Annotated in this window: 16 protein-coding genes, 1 tRNA gene and 1 riboswitch; of the genes, 9 read left to right on the top strand and 8 right to left on the bottom strand. The window is 66.5% G+C overall.

What is annotated here, in order from left to right:
- Positions 1–11 precede the first annotated feature (11 nt).
- Genes BN60_RS22020 through BN60_RS22005 form a run of 4 tightly spaced genes read left to right on the top strand, consistent with a single transcriptional unit; the run spans position 12 to position 3677 of the window.
- The gene (locus BN60_RS22020; RefSeq protein WP_020698320.1) at positions 12–602 is read left to right on the top strand and encodes an ActR/PrrA/RegA family redox response regulator transcription factor; all 591 of its coding nucleotides are present in this window, start codon (positions 12–14) and stop codon (positions 600–602) included.
- The gene (locus BN60_RS22015; protein ID WP_281015334.1) at positions 506–1471 is read left to right on the top strand and encodes a branched-chain amino acid ABC transporter permease; all 966 of its coding nucleotides are present in this window, start codon (positions 506–508) and stop codon (positions 1469–1471) included. Before BN60_RS22020 ends, BN60_RS22015 begins: the two co-directional genes overlap by 97 nt.
- Before the next feature lie 14 nt (positions 1472–1485).
- Positions 1486–3018 (top strand): branched-chain amino acid ABC transporter ATP-binding protein/permease, encoded by a 1533-nt coding sequence (locus tag BN60_RS22010; protein ID WP_020698318.1) that lies wholly within the window; start codon positions 1486–1488, stop codon positions 3016–3018.
- The gene (locus tag BN60_RS22005; protein ID WP_020698317.1) at positions 3015–3677 is read left to right on the top strand and encodes an ABC transporter ATP-binding protein; all 663 of its coding nucleotides are present in this window, start codon (positions 3015–3017) and stop codon (positions 3675–3677) included. Before BN60_RS22010 ends, BN60_RS22005 begins: the two co-directional genes overlap by 4 nt.
- A 12-nt stretch (positions 3678–3689) precedes the next feature.
- Here BN60_RS22005 and BN60_RS22000 read toward each other — a convergent pair whose 3' ends face one another.
- Together BN60_RS22000 and BN60_RS21995 are read right to left on the bottom strand one after the other, a co-directional pair.
- Complete coding sequence (locus BN60_RS22000; RefSeq protein ID WP_020698316.1) at positions 3690–5045, bottom strand: enoyl-CoA hydratase/isomerase family protein; 1356 nt, start codon at positions 5043–5045, stop codon at positions 3690–3692.
- A 44-nt stretch (positions 5046–5089) separates the two neighbouring features.
- Positions 5090–5164 (bottom strand) — tRNA-Gly (locus BN60_RS21995).
- Between the two features lie 42 nt (positions 5165–5206).
- Between BN60_RS21995 and BN60_RS21990 the strand changes: the two genes are divergently transcribed.
- Both BN60_RS21990 and BN60_RS21985 read left to right on the top strand, forming a co-directional pair.
- Positions 5207–6391 (top strand): acyl-CoA dehydrogenase family protein, encoded by a 1185-nt coding sequence (locus tag BN60_RS21990; protein ID WP_020698315.1) that lies wholly within the window; start codon positions 5207–5209, stop codon positions 6389–6391.
- Entirely contained in the window at positions 6388–7380 is a 993-nt protein-coding gene (locus BN60_RS21985) for a proline racemase family protein (protein ID WP_020698314.1), read from the top strand. Before BN60_RS21990 ends, BN60_RS21985 begins: the two co-directional genes overlap by 4 nt.
- On the opposite strand, the gene BN60_RS21980 is transcribed toward BN60_RS21985, so the two are convergent.
- Positions 7377–8531 (bottom strand): trans-sulfuration enzyme family protein, encoded by a 1155-nt coding sequence (locus BN60_RS21980; RefSeq protein ID WP_043284227.1) that lies wholly within the window; start codon positions 8529–8531, stop codon positions 7377–7379. The two genes, BN60_RS21985 and BN60_RS21980, sit on opposite strands and share 4 nt — an antisense overlap.
- A gap of 200 nt (positions 8532–8731) precedes the next feature.
- Between BN60_RS21980 and BN60_RS21975 the strand changes: the two genes are divergently transcribed.
- Entirely contained in the window at positions 8732–9361 is a 630-nt protein-coding gene (locus BN60_RS21975) for a TetR/AcrR family transcriptional regulator (protein ID WP_020698312.1), read from the top strand.
- Here BN60_RS21975 and BN60_RS21970 read toward each other — a convergent pair.
- The 4 genes from BN60_RS21970 to BN60_RS21955 are packed head-to-tail and all read right to left on the bottom strand — an operon-like array spanning position 9312 to position 12744.
- Entirely contained in the window at positions 9312–9887 is a 576-nt protein-coding gene (locus BN60_RS21970) for a gamma-glutamylcyclotransferase (protein WP_020698311.1), read from the bottom strand. The two genes, BN60_RS21975 and BN60_RS21970, sit on opposite strands and share 50 nt — an antisense overlap.
- Positions 9884–10765 (bottom strand): prephenate/arogenate dehydrogenase family protein, encoded by an 882-nt coding sequence (locus BN60_RS21965; protein WP_083856417.1) that lies wholly within the window; start codon positions 10763–10765, stop codon positions 9884–9886. The genes BN60_RS21970 and BN60_RS21965 overlap by 4 nt, the downstream gene beginning before the upstream one ends.
- 14 nt (positions 10766–10779) lie before the next feature.
- Complete coding sequence (gene hisC / locus BN60_RS21960; protein WP_020698309.1) at positions 10780–11868, bottom strand: histidinol-phosphate transaminase; 1089 nt, start codon at positions 11866–11868, stop codon at positions 10780–10782.
- A 24-nt stretch (positions 11869–11892) separates the two neighbouring features.
- Complete coding sequence (locus BN60_RS21955; RefSeq protein WP_020698308.1) at positions 11893–12744, bottom strand: chorismate mutase; 852 nt, start codon at positions 12742–12744, stop codon at positions 11893–11895.
- 103 nt (positions 12745–12847) lie between these two features.
- A riboswitch (SAM riboswitch) is annotated at positions 12848–12923 on the top strand.
- 73 nt (positions 12924–12996) lie between these two features.
- On the opposite strand from BN60_RS21955, the gene metX reads away from it, so the two are divergent.
- The gene (metX, locus tag BN60_RS21950) at positions 12997–14163 is read left to right on the top strand and encodes a homoserine O-acetyltransferase MetX (protein ID WP_051150301.1); all 1167 of its coding nucleotides are present in this window, start codon (positions 12997–12999) and stop codon (positions 14161–14163) included.
- The gene (gene metW / locus BN60_RS21945) at positions 14160–14765 is read left to right on the top strand and encodes a methionine biosynthesis protein MetW (RefSeq protein ID WP_020698306.1); all 606 of its coding nucleotides are present in this window, start codon (positions 14160–14162) and stop codon (positions 14763–14765) included. Before metX ends, metW begins: the two co-directional genes overlap by 4 nt.
- Here the strand turns inward: metW and BN60_RS21940 are convergent.
- Positions 14762–15598, bottom strand: a complete 837-nt coding sequence (locus BN60_RS21940; RefSeq protein WP_020698305.1) for an arylamine N-acetyltransferase family protein — start codon at positions 15596–15598, stop codon at positions 14762–14764. The two genes, metW and BN60_RS21940, sit on opposite strands and share 4 nt — an antisense overlap.
- Between the last annotated feature and the right edge of the window lie 16 nt (positions 15599–15614).

The raw sequence follows: 15614 nt of genomic DNA, 5'->3' as shown, positions 1-15614 counted from the left end.
AAGGAGTCCCCATGACCCAGGACACCGGTGGCAACCGCCCCGTGTCGCCCGTCATCGCCGGCGCGACGAGCAACAAGGACCGTACCTTGCTGATCGCGGACGACGATGCGGCGTTCCGCAACCGCATTGCCCGGGCCCTCGAGCAGCGCGGTTTTATCGTGACTGCCGTCGGCTCGGTTGCCGAGGCGCTGGCACAGACGGCCCGCCCGCCTGCTTTCGCCGTGCTCGATCTGCGTCTCGGCGACGGCAACGGGCTCGAGCTGGTCGGCCCGTTGCGTCAGGCACGGCCCGATATCCGCATCGTCGTGCTGACAGGTTACGGCAACATTGCCACCGCCGTCGCCGCCGTGAAGGAAGGCGCGGTCGACTATCTCGCCAAGCCCGCCGATGCCGATGCGATCGAGCAGGCGTTGACGGCGCATGGCCGCAAGCTGCCGCCGCCACCCAGCAATCCCATGTCGGCCGACCGCGTTCGCTGGGAGCATATCCAGCGCGTGTTCGAGCAGTGCGATCGCAACGTCTCGGAGACGGCGCGCCGTCTCAACATGCATCGGCGTACGCTGCAGCGGATCCTGGGCAAGCACGCCCCCCGCGAACACTGATCACCGCCCAGCTTCTGCTCAACGCCCTGGCGTTGGGCATGGCCTACGCTCTGATTGCGCTGGGCTTCGTCCTTGCTCTCAACGCCGTCGGCGCCGTCAACTTCGCTCATGGCGATCTGGTTGTGCTGGGCGGCGCGGCGGCCGTCGTCGCGGGCTTGTGGACCGGGCTGCCTGGGGTGTTGCTGCTGCCGCTCGTGGCGCTGGCGCTCGGTGTCGCCGGCATTGCTGCGGCACGGATCGCGATCCTGCCGCTGGCCGCTCGCCCACCTGAAGCGACGTTCGTCGCCACCATCGCGCTTGCCGCGATGATCGAACAGGGTCTCACCGTCACCATGGGGGCTGCGCCGCGCACCGCGCCGCCATTGCTCGGCGCCGGTGCTGTCGAGATCGGCGGTGTCGTCCTCGGCCGGCAACCGCTCGCCATCGTCGTTGTCGGCATGATTCTGGTCGCCGCGGTGTGGTTCCTGCTGGAGCGTACGCAGACCGGGCGGCGCATGCGTGCCGTGTCCGCCGATCGACACATGGCGCGGGCCGTGGGCATTCCCGTCGCGCGCTATGTCGTCCTGTCGTTGGCGCTGGCCGGCGCCTTGGCCGGCATCGCGGGTTTTCTGCTCGGCCACCAGTTCCTCGTGGCGCCGACCCAGGGTGCCGGCCACATGCTCAAGGCCTATATCGCCGTCGCAATCGGTGGCTGGGGCAGTGTGCCGGGAGCGCTGCTCGGCGCGCTGGGCATCGGCCTGTTCGAGACTTTCGTATCCGCGGCCGTGGGCGATGCCTGGGCGTCAGCGGCGCTCTATCTTGCCGTGCTCGCGGTGCTGGTCCTGCGTCCGCAGGGCTTGTTCGGCGAGCCGGTTGGCCGACGTGCCTGAGGCAGGTCTCTGAGATGCGACCGCTGGGCAGGTTCTGGCTCGCCATCCTTGTCCTGGTGCCGACAATGGCGCTGCTCCTGTTGCCGCCGTTCGGCCAGCGCATGGCGATCCTGGTTGGTATCTACGGCTTGATGGGCGTCGGCTATCAGCTCGTCTTTGGACAGCTCGGTGCGCTCAATCTGGCGCAGGGCGCGCTGTTCGGCGTTGGTGCCTACGCTGTTGCCTTGACCGCGCCGGCTCTGGGGCTCCTGTCGTTGCCTCTGGCGATGCTGGCGGCCGCGCTGCCGGCAGCGATCGTCGCGGGGCCGATGTTGCGCCTGCAGTCGCACTACTTCGCGCTGGCGACGCTTGCGCTTGCGTCGTTGATCCATCTGGCGGCGGTTCATGCCGAGAGCCTGACCGGCGGCGCCAACGGGCTGGTTGGGTTCACGGCGTCGCTGCCGCGCGGGCCGGTCCTCCTCGTTGCCGTTTGGCTTTGCCTGATCGCCGTCATCCTCGTGCAGGCCCGCCTTTTCTCCGGGCCGATCGGCGAACAGGCCCGGCTGTTGCGTGAAGCACCGATGGTGGCTGCCACCAGTGGCATCGACGGTGGCCGCTGGCGTCTCAAGGCGTTTGTGGCGGGTAGTGCCCTGGCAGGACTGGCTGGCGCCTTCTCGGCAACCCTGAGCGGCGTCGTGTCGCCGGATGTAACCGGCTTCTCCGTCATGGTCCTCTGTCTTACCTCCGTGGTTCTAGGCGGGGCGCGTCATGCGATGGGCGCCGTCCTGGGGGCCGCGATCGCCGTTTGCCTGCCCGAACTTCTGCGCGACCTGCAGGGGGCGTGGCTGCTTGCCTACGCTGCGGCGACGCTGCTGGTCGTGTTGTGGGCGCCCGAAGGGTTGGCGGCTCTGATCGATCGCTGGCGTGGCGTCCGGGCCCTGCTGCCGGCGTCGGCAGTCCTTCCCGTGGCTCTGGAGGCTGTCGACGGACCGCGGCGGCTCGTCCTCGACGGCGTTTCCAAGCACTTCGGCGGTGTTGCCGCCTTGCAAGGTGTTTCCTTCGCGCTGGAGCGCGGCGAGGTCGTCGGCCTGATCGGCGCCAACGGATCGGGCAAGACGACGCTCCTGAACGTGATCGGAGGGCTCGAACGTGCCGACGGCGGCACGATCACGCTCGACGCGCGCCGCATCGACCATCTGCCGCCGCACGCCATCGCGCGTTCAGGCGTCGGTCGCAGCTTCCAGAGCCTCGCATTGGCCGACGATACGCGTACCACCGATATCGCGCGTGCCATCGCCACCGGCGCATCGTTTCTGTTGTTCGACGAGCCGGCCGCAGGCGCTACGGACCGTGACCGGGCCGAGCTTGCGAGCTTGATCGCGCGGCTGCGCGCGGCGGATCGCGGCGTGCTGATCGTCGATCACGACATCGAGCTGTTGTCGCGGACTTGCGATCGCTTGATCTGCCTCGACCGGGGAGCCGTGATTGCAATCGGCCGTCCGGCCGAGGTCCGCGCCGATCCCACGGTACGCGCCAGCTTCCTCGGTGTCGAAGAGGCCGCGGCATGAGCAGGCCGGTCCTGCAGGTCGGCGGCCTTGCGCTTGCCGCCGGCGATATCGTGGCGCTGCTGGGCGGCAACGGCGCCGGCAAGACCAGCCTGTTCGAATCGATCCTGGGCTTCCGCCCGTCGACGAGGCCCGTTCATTTGTTCGGACGAGACGTGACGCGCTGGCCGGTCGAGCGGCGCGTGCTGGCAGGCGTTGGCTATGTGCCCGAGGGGCGCCGCGTCTTTGCGGGCCTCACGGTGCGCGAGAACCTCGAAGCCTCTTCGTCGCTGGTGCCCGCCGAGCGACGGCGTCGCGTCGAGGAAATGCTGGCAATGTTTCCCATGCTCGGCGAGCGGCCAGAGGCGCGGGCCTGGCTGCTGTCGGGTGGCCAGCAACAGATGCTGGCCTTGGCGCGGGCGCTGATGCACCGGCCGCGGCTTCTCTTGCTGGACGAGCCTACTCTCGGTCTCGCGCCGATGGTGGTCGGCGATCTGCTCGGCCGGCTTGGTCCCATGGCCGCGGAGGGCATGGCGATCCTGGTGGCGGAGCAGCGGGCGGGGCTCGTGCTTCGTGTCGCCCAGCGCGGACTCGTCTTGAGCCGCGGTCGCATCGTGCGCTCCGGAACGGCGTCCGAACTCGCCGCCGATCCAACTCTTGCCGACCTGATGGCCGGAGGTTGATCGGCTCCGGAGTCAGGCCCGTCTGCTCTGGGCGTTCCAGTACTGTTCGAGGTTCGAGATCAGCGCCGGGCTGAAATGGCAGTAGGCCTGCTCGCGGGCATAGAGCGCGGCGTAGCGGCGGAAGAGATCGAGCGGTTCCGCCGAGAGACGCAGGGCGCGGCGGTTGCCGATGGCGCCGACGGCACCCGATCCGGTCAGCCGATCGATGACTTTGATGATCGTGGCATCGATATCGGCCGGGGCCACGACCTCGTCGCAGATCATTCGGCCGACATCGGAATCGCAGTCGATGCGACGCTCGTACATGATCGCCTGGCGGGTGAGGCGATCGCCGACGAAACGCGCCATCCGTAGGTTTGCCATTGCCGGGATGATGCCTTCCTTGCGCGCGGGCAGGGTCATGTAGGCATCGCGGCCGGCGATGTTGAAATCGGTCGCCAGCAGAATCTGGCAGCCGCCGCCGATGGCGAAGGTCTCGACCGCCGATATCCATAGCTTCTCGATCGAATCGCCGGCGACTTCGTCGGGCGAGACGTCGGGCCGGGCGAGGCCGCGGAACATCTTGTTCACGAAGCCCAGATCGCGGACCAGGAACCAGAGGAACGGAATCTTGCCGTAGTAGAGGTGCGTGAGGTTGATGCCGGCATTGTAGACCCGGCGGCCGGCGTACTTGCCTTCCGGTACGACGTCGCCGCGCAGGACCGCGACCTCGCTCTGCCGGTCGAGAATGCAGACATCGGCGCCGATCTCGGTCGCAGTCTGGGTCGAATTGTCCTCGGAATTGAGGAAGCGGCGGTTGGCCAGCAGCAGCACGGCCGCCTTGCCCTGGCGTTCGACCTTCGCAAAGCCGAGGTCGAGCCGGCCGTCGCGCTGGAACTTGGCGAGGGCGTCCGCCGATTCCTCGCGTGGCAGCAGCATGGCGTGGCAGAGGTGCATGCCGCAGCCGGGATCCGCCAGGAACTGATTGCAGAGGATGCCCTGGTCGATCTCGACGCCTTCCTTTTCGGACTGGCGCAGCTCGGCTTCGGCGGCGACCTCGGTGCGGGTCGGGGCGAGGCCCGGCACCAGATCGGCCGCGTCGTAGACCAGCCGCTCGATGCGCACGAACTTGGTCCGGTTGGCGGTCAGTCTGTCGTAGATCGAAACGGCATAGCGGCGCAGGAAGGCGAACCGGGCGTCGCGCGCCGCCTGCTTTAGCGCCTCCGCCTCGGCATAGGCCTTGTCGTCGCGTTGCGGCTTGGGCGGGAGCTGGGCGAGTTTGCCGGCGAGCTGCCGCCAGTAGGCGGTAAAGCGCGGGCCGTCGAATTCGACGTCACCGCCGTCGGGAACTGGAATCGACTCGTCTGGTGGCGAAATTACCGACCCCATGATGCCGACGCTTCCTGCCTTGAGAATCTTTGGCGAAGTTTTTTTGGAGCGGGCGACGGGATTTGAACCCGCGACCTACGGCTTGGGAAGCCGACGCTCTACCCCTGAGCTACACCCGCGCTGACGGCATTCTAGCCTGCGGTTGCGCTCAAGGTCCAATCGTGTATCTCAAGCCGATGCTGGACGAGATCCTGACTGTCGAAGAGCGCGCCGTCGTGGCGCGCGCCCGGGCCTTTGCCGAAGAGCAGGTCGCCCCGAACGCCGCCCGCTGGGAGTGGGACCGGCACTATCCGCTGGAGACGATCAAGGCGGGCTGTGCGCAGGGCTTCAACACCATCGAGCTGGCCAAGAAGCATGGCGGGCAGGGACTGTCCTTCTCCTGCAAGCTGCGGGCCTTCGAGGAGATCGCCAAGGCCGACTTCGCCTTCGCCTTCGCGATGATCAATCATCACAATGCCTGCGCGCGTTTCGCGCGCGATGGCCAGCCGGCGCATGTCGCGCGCCTGCTGCCGAGCATGCTGACCGGCGACCTGATTGGTTGCGCCGGCCTCAGCGAACCCGGCGTCGGCAGCGATTTCGGCGGGCTGGAAATGGAAGCCGTCCGCGTGGACGGCGGCTGGAAGCTGAACGGCGCCAAGGCCTGGATCACCAACGCGGCGGTCGCGGGCCTCTCGGTCGCCTACGCGCAGACAGACAAGGCGAAGGGCTATCGCGGCATCGCCTGCTTCGCCATCGAAGCGGAACGGCCGGGCTTCCATCGCGAAAAGCCGTTCGAGCTGCACGGCGGCCACGCCATCGGCGTCGGCGGTTTCCGGCTGGTCGATTACATCGCACCGGACGAGGCGGTGCTGCATCCGCCGGGTCAGGCCTTCAAGGCCGCCCTTGCCGGCATCAACGGTGCGCGCGCCTACGTCGCCGCCATGTGCTGCGGCATGCTGCAGGCCTCGCTCGAAACGGCGGTGCGCTACACGCAGCAGCGCAAGACCTTTGGCCAGCCGGTGCTGGAGCATCAGGGCGTGCGCTGGAAGCTCGTGGATGCGGCGACCGATCTCGAAGCCGCCCGGCTTCTCACCTATCGCGCTGCCCGCCTGATCGACGAGGGCGCCGATGCCGTTCTGCCGGCGGCCTATGCCAAGAAGTTCGCCACCGACATGGCGGTCCAGCGTATTGCCGATTGTATCCAGGCGATGGGTGCCAATGGCCTGCGTGCCGACTATCCGCTGGCGCGCCATCTCGCGGGCGCCAAGATCGCGGCCTACACCGACGGCTCGATCGAGATGATGAACGAGCGCATCGGCGCTGGCCTCGGCCCGGTGTTCGGAGCCGCCAAAGAGGCGGGCGCTTGATCCTCTCGACCGTCGAGATGCACACGGGTGGCGAGCCCACGCGCATCATCGTCGGCGGTTGGCCGGTCTTTTCCGGCAAGACATTGCTCGACAAGCGGCGCGAGGCGAAGGAGTGCTTCGATCATCTGCGGCGCGGCCTGATGCTGGAGCCGCGTGGTCACGACGGCATGTACGGCGCCCTGCTCGTCGAGCCCGATCATCCGGAGGCCGATCTCGCCGTGCTGTTCATGCACAACGAGGGCTACAGCACCATGTGCGGGCACGCGACGATCGCTTTGGCGCGTTGGTCGGTCGAAAGCGGCCGCGTGGCGCGCACCGAGCCCGAGACCATCGTGCGCCTGCAATGTCCCTGTGGCCTGGTTACGGCGCGCGTCGCGGCCGACGGCACGGTTCGCTTCGAGAGCGTGCCGGCCTTCGCCTATGCGCTGGACCGCATCGCGCCCACCGCGACCTGGGGACCGGTGACGGTCGATATCGCCTATGGCGGCGCTTTCTACGCGATCTTGGCCGCGGACTCGATCGGGCTCAATCTCAAGACGTCGCCGATGCGGGCCATCGTCGATGCTGGCGAGGAGATAGCTTTGGCGGCGGCCAAGGCCATTCCGATCGAGCATCCGTCGGAGCCCGACCTCGCTTTTCTCTACGGCACGATCCTGACCGATGGCGGCGATGGCGCGAGCGGACAGGCGAGCCGCAACGTCTGCATCTTCGCCGGCCGCCAGATCGACCGCAGCCCGACCGGCAGTGGTGTCACCGCGCGCATGGCGTTGATGGCGGCGCGGCGGCAGGTTCGTGCCGGCGAGGAACGGCTGTTCGAGAGCTGCACCGGCGCCCATTTCAGCGGCCGCATCGTGCGCGACGCGCCAGCCGTTGGCCCGCGCAAGGCCGTGATCGTCGAGGTCGGTGGCCAGGCTCACATCACCGGCGAGAGCCGGTTTCGCTTCGACGCCAACGATCCATTGCGCGAGGGATTCTCTCTCGGCGCCTAGGCGTTGTGCGCGCGCTTCAATGCCTGGTCGAGATCGTCGAACAGGTCGCTCGCCTCCTCGACGCCGACGGAAAGGCGCAGCAGGTCGGGCGGGCAAGGGGTGCCGGGGCCTTCGATGCTGGCACGGTGTTCGATCAGGCTTTCGACACCGCCCAGCGATGTCGCCCGCTTCCACAATTCGACCCGTGCCGCCGTCGCGATGGCCGCGCGCTCACCACCCTTCACGCGCACCGACAGCATGCCGCCGAAGCCACCGGTCATTTGACGAGCGGCAGCCTGGTGGCCAGCAAAGGAGGGCAGGCCGGGATAGAGCACCTCGGCCACCATCGGATGGGCGGCAAACTTTTCGGCGAGCGTCTGGGCCGAGCGACAGGCCCAGGCGACACGCGGAAACAGAGTCCGCATGCCGCGCATCAGCAGCCACGCCTCGGTTTGGCCGAGGATCGTACCGAGCTGCGCGCGGATGGTGCGGAGCTTCGCCCAATAGGCGTCGTCGCGCGCGCCGACCAGCGCACCGGCGATGATGTCGGAATGTCCGTTCAGGTACTTCGTTGCCGAGTGCATGACGATGTCGGCGCCATGCTCGATCGGCCGTGTCAGCACCGGCGTTGCCACGGTCGAGTCGACACCCAGCAGTGCGCCGGCCTTGTGCGCGATGTCGGCTATTGCCGCGATGTCGGCCACGCACCAGGTCGGGTTGGCCGGCGTCTCGATCCAGACCAGTTTGGTGACGCCGGGCTTCACAGCGGCGGCCACGTCATCGGTGCGGTCGGCGTCGACGAAGTCGATTTTCAGGCCCCAATGGGTGGCAAAGGTCATCAGCCAGTTGCGCAACGCCCAGTACATGACCTTCGAGGCCACGACATGGTCACCCGGCGCGAGCGCGAGGAAGCAGGCCGTGGCGGCGCTCATGCCCGAGGAGAAGATCAGGGCCTTGGCCCCGCCTTCGAGAGCCGCCAGGGTTGTCTCGGCCTGATCGAACGTGGGATTGTCGGCGCGGGCGTAGATGCGGCCGGAGCGATAGCCGTTGTCCTCGTCCCGTAAGTACGTGCTCGCCATGTGAATGGGGGGTACGATGGCTTTGGTAACCGGATCGATCCAGCCCATGGCTTGCGCTGCGAGCGATGCGGGAGCAAAGGTCTTTTTAGACATCCGGACACCATGTTTGACGAGCCTGGCTCGATGGCCAGCTTACAAGTTGCTTACGGCAATCGCGCCGTTATGGCGCATCGTCGCATCGGCAACGGAGATGCACTAGTATCTTCATTCGTGCTGCGTTGCGTACACGCTAAAGATGTATCGACGGAAGGTTGTCGGAGAGGCCGCAACCCACTTGCCTTGGGGGACAGTGCATGGAAGTTCAAGCCCTGACTCAATCGAAGCCGCTACAGACTGTCGGCCGTGGCGATCGCGTGGCACGTACGCGCGAAGCCATCGTCGCCTCCGCTCTTGCCCTCGCCGCTGCGGGGCAAGTCGCACCGATCGTACGTGACATCGCGCAGATGGCCGGTGTGTCGGCACGCACGGTGTTCCAGCATTTCGCGGACACCGCGGAACTCTATGTTGCCGTTCTCGGTCGTGTGCTCGCCGCCCTTGTCGGCGAGGCGCCCGAGCTGGCCGGCGGCTTCGCCTTCGAGGAGCGCATCAACTATCTGGTCAGCCAGTGCGCCGATCGCTACGAGCAGCTCCGTCCGATGTGGACTTTCGTGGAGACCTTGCAGCGCCGCTCGACCGAGGCGGCGGACATGATCTCCCAGATCTACAGTGCGAACACCGCACTCCTGTCGCAGGCCTTCGCCACCGAATTGGCGGAGATGCCGGCCGAATCGCGCGAGCGGACGTTGACGGCGCTGGCTCTGGCCGTCGCGCCGGAGAGCTGGGTCGTGCTGCGCCAGCGGCTCGGCCTGTCGGTCGAGCAGTCGCGCGAAGAACTCAAGTTCGTCGTGAAGTCCGTGTTCGCGAACGAGACGGCGCGCCGCTAACTGCGGCCCGCTTCGCCAGCGCTTCGAGCGCTGGATCGTGCAAGCCGAGGTCGCCCATATGGGCGACCGTATTCAGCACATAGTCGAGGTTGGTCCCGGTGGCACCGCGTCCGCGGCGTACCAGGGCCGCAGCCGTAGCAAGCGGCAGCCTGCCGGCAAACTGCCGGTGCTTGCGATCGGCGAGATAGACCAGCGCCGGTACCGTCCGCCCGTCGTCGAGATGGATCGGCCGTATCGTCTCCTCGTAGACGCCGTCATTGTCGATCTCGCGATGGATCAGGTAGCGCCGCACCTCGTCGTAGGCCGCCGCCGGAAGGCGATGAGCTAGGCCACGACAAGCGCCGCCTGGGAGCAGTCCCAGGATCAGCCCCGGTTGTTTGGGCGTTCCGCGATAGTGCTCGGAATAGATGCAAAAGGCGCGGTGCCAGCCCTGCAGGCGGGCGGGCTGCGTTTCGGGCGTTGCAAAGCCCGGATTCCACATCAGCGAGCCGTAGCCGAAGACCCAGCGAGGCTTGGCTGCACTCACGCCTGATGGAGATGAATCAGGGCGCGGCGAATTTCGCGCGTGCGCGTGAACAGGTCGAACAGCTTGTCGCCTTCGCCCCAGCGGATGGCGCGTTGCAGGTAGAAGAGATCTTCTTGGAAGCGCTGCAGCACTTCGAGAACGGCTTCGCGATTGTTCATGAAAACGTCGCGCCACATCGTGGGATCGGAGGCGGCAATGCGCGTGAAATCACGAAAGCCACCGGCGGCGAACTTCAGCACTTCGCTGTTGAGGTGGCCGCCGAGATCGTCGGCCGTGCCCACAATCGTGTAGGCGATCAGGTGGGGCAGGTGCGAGGTAATGGCCAGGATGCGGTCGTGGTCCTTGGCATCGATCCGCTCGACCTGGCTGCCCAGTCCCTTCCAGAAGGCTTCGAGCTTGGAAACCGCCTCGGCGTTGCTGTCGGGCAGCGGTGTCAGGATGCACCAGCGGCCCTCGAACAGGTCGAGCAGCGCAGCCTCGGGGCCGGAATTCTCCGTGCCGGCCACGGGATGGGCCGGTACGAAATGCACGCCCTTCGGAATATGCGGTGCCATGTCGGCGATAACGGTCTGCTTGACCGAGCCGACATCCGACACGATGCAGCCTGGCTTCAGGCTCGATGCGATCGCCTGGGTGGCCGGCCCGCAGGCGCCGACCGGCGTGCAGATGATGACCAGGTCGGCATCCTTGCAGGCTGCCGCAAGGTCGGTGCCGCAGTGGTCGGCGAGCTTCAGCTTGTTGGCGACAGCCGCGGTTTCCGGGCTGCGCGTGGCGGCAACGATGCTCCTGGCCAGACCACGCTTGCGCGCTTCCAGAGCGATGGAGCCGCCGATCAGGCCAATGCCGATCAGCGCGATCTTGTCGAATATCGGCGCCACGGTTGCTGGCGTCGTCATTTGGCGGCGACGAAGCGGGTGAGCGAGGCGGCGACGGCTTTCACTTCGGTCTCGTTGCCGATGGTGATGCGCAGATGTTCGGGCAGACCGTAGCCCGCGACCATGCGCGGGATCAGCCCGTCGTTCATCAGCCAGTCGTTGGCCGCGGCGGCGCGCTCCTTGGAGCCGAAGCCGACCAGCAGGAAGTTGCCGACGCTGGGAAGCGGCTTGAGGCCGAGCTTCGTCAGTTCAGCGCTGAGCCAGGGTAGCCAGATATCGTTGTTGGTGCGGCTGGCGTCGGTGTGGGCGATGTCTTCCATCGCCGCGACACCCGCGGCCTGTGCCGCCAGGTTGACGTTGAACGGCTGACGCAGCCGGCTCATCACGTCGACGATGCCGGCGGGCCCGTACATCCAGCCGAGGCGCAGTCCGCCCAGTCCGTAAATCTTGGAGAAGGTGCGCGTCATCACGACGTTCTCGGCCTGGTCGACCAGTTCGACGCCCGACTCATAGTCGTTGCGGCTGACATACTCGGCATAGGCCGCGTCGATCACCAGCAGCACATTCTTCGGCAGGCCGGCATACAGACGGCGAACATCGTCCTTGGTGATGTAAGTGCCAGTCGGGTTGTTCGGGTTGGCGAGGCAGACGATGCGCGTGTTGTTCGTCACCTTGGCCAACATCGCATCGACATCGGCGCGATAGTCCTTCTCCGGCGCGGCTACCGGCGTCGCCCCGACGCCCAGCGCGTTGATGGGATACATCAGGAAGCCGTACTGACTGTAAAGAAGCTCGTCGCCCGGCCCACAGTAGGCACGCACCAGCAGGTTCAGAAGCTCGTCGGAGCCGGCGCCGCAGACGATGCGCGCAGCATCCAGCCCGTAGTGACGGCCGATCGCGGTACGCAGCTTCTCCGTGTTTCCGTCGGGATAGCGGTGCAGTTCGCTTGCCATCTTGGCGTAGGCCGCCATCGCCTTCGGCGACGGGCCCAGCGCGCCCTCGTTGGACGAGAGCTTGGCGATGGTCTCTTTGCCCTCGACAGAGTCCTTGCCCGGCACATAGGGCGCAATCTTCATGATGCCCGGACGCGGGGTGAGCGCGCTCATGGCAGTCTCCCGTAATGGTTCAGGTTACAGCCGGATATCGGCCGGAACGGCGTAGGCGCCGAGCACCGCAACGAGACCGTTTTCGAGGCCCAATGCCGCTCCGAGATCGCGCAGGCGCTGGTCGTCGTCGGCGATCACGCCCGGCAGTTCGACGAGATAGTGATGCACGCCGGCGACAACCTGGTCCAGCGCCGAAGTGAAAGGCGGCAGCCCGACCTTGGCCACGGCGCCCGCAATACGATCACGGCTGAGGCCGTTCTTGGCTTCGATCGAGATCAGGGCGCGGTCGTCGCCGCTGGGTTCCGGCTCGATGCGGGCCAGCACGAAAGCGGAGATGCCGCGCGCCCGTGCATTGGGCATGGCAAGGAAAGGCAGCCGTGCCACCACGTTGGGCAACGTCGCCTCACCGCTGGCGAGCAGCGGCCACCACGGTGCGGTATCGGCTTCGATCGGGGCCGGCACGACGCCAAGCGTCGTCGGGCTGGCACGTACCGCGGCCAGCACCTGGGCAGGCGTGTCGTGGGCGACGAACGGGATCTGACAGCCGAAATGATCGCGCGCGAGGTCCCAATAGCCCGGCTGGTTTGCAGGCCGGCAGATGGCAATCTTCAGTCCCGGTGTCTGCATCAGGGTGAAGGAGCTCACCATTTCGCGCCACATGCGATAGACCGCCGTCGGCGGGAACCCGCCTTCGTGCGCGGCCAGTCGCTGGCGCATGACCTGGGCTTCGCGCCCGGGCCGCAGGGCCAGGCCACCGGCCGGCTTGGCGGCCGAGATTTCTCCGACGAGGGCCGCACGGCGGCGAATCAGGCCGTGCAATTCACCATCGATGGCGTCGATTTCCAGTCGCAGATTGTCGAGGGTGGAGGCGTCCATACTGTCGGTTGTTCCTGTGCGCAGCGGCGATACTACGTTCCGGCTGCCGGCGTAAAGCCAAACAAATGCAAGGCGCTTGCGCGAAGCCGTCAGGGTACGTATAGGCTTCTGCCGTGGAATTTGAGCCGACCGGCTTGCGGCCACGTTAAACACCGCTAAAAGGTCGGAGTGCTCGAAAAAGCCCCCGTCCTTCCGGTCGGGGGCTTTTTCGTGGGCCTTTCCGTATATGCGGGCCGGTAGAGAGGGCATGTGCTGGACGATCTGACCGATGCCGAGCGCAAGGCGCTCGCCCAGTGCCGCCACGCGGTTCTGGGTGTGGAGCATCCGCTTCGGCTCGACTGCGGAGTCGATCTCGGTCCCTACCGGGTCGCCTACCAGACCTACGGCACCCTGAATGCAGCCAAGAGCAATGCCGTTCTGATCTGCCACCCGCTGACGTGCGACCAGTTCGTGGCCGAGCGGCATCCCGTGACCGGCAAGGAAGGCTGGTGGGACAGTCTGGTCGGGCCGGGCAAGGTGCTCGATCCGGCGCGCTACTACATCATTTGCGTCAACGTGCTGGGCCATTGCATGGGCACCACCGGGCCGCTGGCGCGCGACCCGGCGACCGGCGAGCCCTGGAACTTGCGCTTTCCGGTCGTGACCATTGGCGACATGGTGCGGGCGCAGGCGGCATTGCTCGATCATCTCGGCATTCCGGACCTGTTCTGCGTCATCGGCGGCTCGATGGGCGGCATGCAGGTCCTCGAATGGGCCGCGAGCTATCCCAAGCGGGTCTTCTCGGCGGTGCCGATTGCCTGCGCCGCGCATCATTCGGCGCAGAACATCGCCTTTCACGAGGTCGGCCGCCAGGCGATCATGGCCGATCCGGAATGGAAGGGCGGCGATTATCGCCTACATCAGACCGTGCCGGCGCGCGGCCTCGCGGTGGCGCGCATGACCGCGCACATCACCTATCTTTCGGAGCAGGCGTTGCAGCGCAAGTTCGGACGCGCACTGCAGAACCGCAACGTGCTGGGCTTCAGCTTCGATGCCGACTTCCAGGTGGAGAGCTATCTGCGCCACCAGGGGTCGACCTTCGTCGACCGCTTCGACGCCAACTCCTACCTCTACATCACGCGCGCCATGGACTATTTCGATCTCGCGGGCGCGCACGGCGGTGTGCTGGCCAATGCCTTCAAGGGCACGCCGACGCGCTTCTGCCTGATGTCATTCACCAGCGACTGGCTGTTCCCGACGCGCGAGAGCCGGGAAGTCGTGCATGCGTTGAATGCGGCCGCGGCCAACGTGTCGTTCGTCGAGGTCGAGAGCGACAAGGGCCATGACGCTTTCCTGCTCGACGAGCCGGAGATGTTCCGCACCCTGTCGGGCTTTCTCAAGGGCGCGGCCGCCGTGCGCGGCCTCGGTGCCGTGTCGTGACCGCCACCATTCGCGTCGACCTCCAGCTCATTGCCGACATGGTCGAGCCGGGCACGCGTGCGCTCGACGTCGGCTGTGGCGACGGTTCGCTGCTGGCCTACCTGGTGAACTTCAAGCGCGTCGATGCGCGTGGCATGGAATTGAGCCAGGCAGGTGTGAACGCCTGCGTCGCCAACGGCCTATCGGTAATTCAGGGCGACGCCGACGCCGCCCTGCGCGACTATCCCGACGATGCCTTCGACTACGTGATCCTGAGCCAGACCCTGCAGGCCACACGCGAGCCGCGCGAAGTGCTGCGCCAGATGCTGCGGGTCGGCAAGCGTGCCATCGTGTCGTTTCCCAACTTCGCCCACTGGCAGGTCCGCCTGCGGATGGTGTTCGGCGGGCGCATGCCCGAGACGCCGTCGCTGCCCTACAAGTGGTACGACACGCCCAACATCCATCTCTGCAGCATCGACGACTTCCGTGCGCTCTGCCGAGACATGGGCGTGCGCATCGAACGGGCGATCGTGCTGAACAGCAAGAGCCGCCCCGTCCAGATGCCGCCGTTGCTCGCCAACCTGATCGGCGAGCAGGCGGTGTTCATGCTGCGCCGGGACTAGGTCTTCTTCGCCTCGATCCGTGCGATCAGGGCATCCCGATCGGACAGACGGATGCCGAATTCCGTCTCCAGCGTGTCGCAGATTTCGGCGGCATCCTTCAGCGTTCGCCGTTGCGGGGCCTTGCCGGTCGGGTAGATCGTGAAGCTGTGGTTGCCCAGCGCCATGCGCTGCCCCGCCACGTGACGCGCCGCGATGACACCCTGGGTAAAGAAGGAATCGCCGCTGTTGGCGAGATAGTAGTTGCTGGCCTTGTAGTCGATCGGGATCTGCGGATTGAGATCGAACCGATAGACATCACTCCAGGTGCCGGCGACCTCGGCCTGCAGCAGCCAGTCGCTGCCGTCCCGCAACAGCCGGAATGGCTCGTGCGGCGTTTCCTGAACGATATCGGCCTCGAATTTCAACGGACCTGTCGGCGTCATGCCGCCGAAGCCTGCATCGGTGAGGTAGGGGCCGTCGGGCAAGGTCACATGGATCATCATGTGGCTGCGCGGCGCGACGGTGTCGGCAGGGGCGCCCCAACGCACCCGTCCCATCAGCCCATGCGCCGCGAAGCCGATTTGCTGCAGCATGCCGAGATAGAGCCCGTTCTGTTCGTAGCAATAGCCGCCGCGCCCACCATGAACGAGCTTTGCCATCAGCCCGCGCGCCGACAGGTCGGGGGTGCGGCGAACCATCGGATCGATATTCTCGAAGGCGATCGCGGCCACATGATGCGCGTGCAGGGCGCGCAGCGTCGGAAGGTCGGGAGCCACTGGCCCCGAGTAGCCGATGCGGTCGAGATAGGCCGCGAGATCGGTGGCGTCGAAATGGAGACGAGACGGGTCGGCCATGGTCACTCATCCGCAA

Origin of the sequence: Reyranella massiliensis 521 (assembly GCF_000312425.1) — a bacterium.
GTDB classification, from domain to species: Bacteria; Pseudomonadota; Alphaproteobacteria; order Reyranellales; family Reyranellaceae; genus Reyranella; species Reyranella massiliensis.
Note: the sequence above shows the minus strand (reverse complement) of the source record. Positions and strands in the feature narration are given on the sequence as shown.

What these genes read in the sequence shown, in the direction of transcription:
- BN60_RS22005 (WP_020698317.1), top strand. Translation starts at nt 3,015, where the DNA reads ATGAGCAGGCCGGTCCTGCAGGTCGGCGGCCTTGCGCTTGCCGCCGGC.
- BN60_RS21975 (WP_020698312.1), top strand. Translation starts at nt 8,732, where the DNA reads ATGGAAGTTCAAGCCCTGACTCAATCGAAGCCGCTACAGACTGTCGGC.
- BN60_RS22020 (WP_020698320.1), top strand. Translation starts at nt 12, where the DNA reads ATGACCCAGGACACCGGTGGCAACCGCCCCGTGTCGCCCGTCATCGCC.
- BN60_RS21940 (WP_020698305.1), bottom strand. Translation starts at nt 15,598, where the DNA reads ATGGCCGACCCGTCTCGTCTCCATTTCGACGCCACCGATCTCGCGGCC.
- BN60_RS22000 (WP_020698316.1), bottom strand. Translation starts at nt 5,045, where the DNA reads ATGGGGTCGGTAATTTCGCCACCAGACGAGTCGATTCCAGTTCCCGAC.
- BN60_RS21955 (WP_020698308.1), bottom strand. Translation starts at nt 12,744, where the DNA reads ATGGACGCCTCCACCCTCGACAATCTGCGACTGGAAATCGACGCCATC.
- hisC (WP_020698309.1), bottom strand. Translation starts at nt 11,868, where the DNA reads ATGAGCGCGCTCACCCCGCGTCCGGGCATCATGAAGATTGCGCCCTAT.
- BN60_RS21980 (WP_043284227.1), bottom strand. Translation starts at nt 8,531, where the DNA reads ATGTCTAAAAAGACCTTTGCTCCCGCATCGCTCGCAGCGCAAGCCATG.
- BN60_RS22010 (WP_020698318.1), top strand. Translation starts at nt 1,486, where the DNA reads ATGCGACCGCTGGGCAGGTTCTGGCTCGCCATCCTTGTCCTGGTGCCG.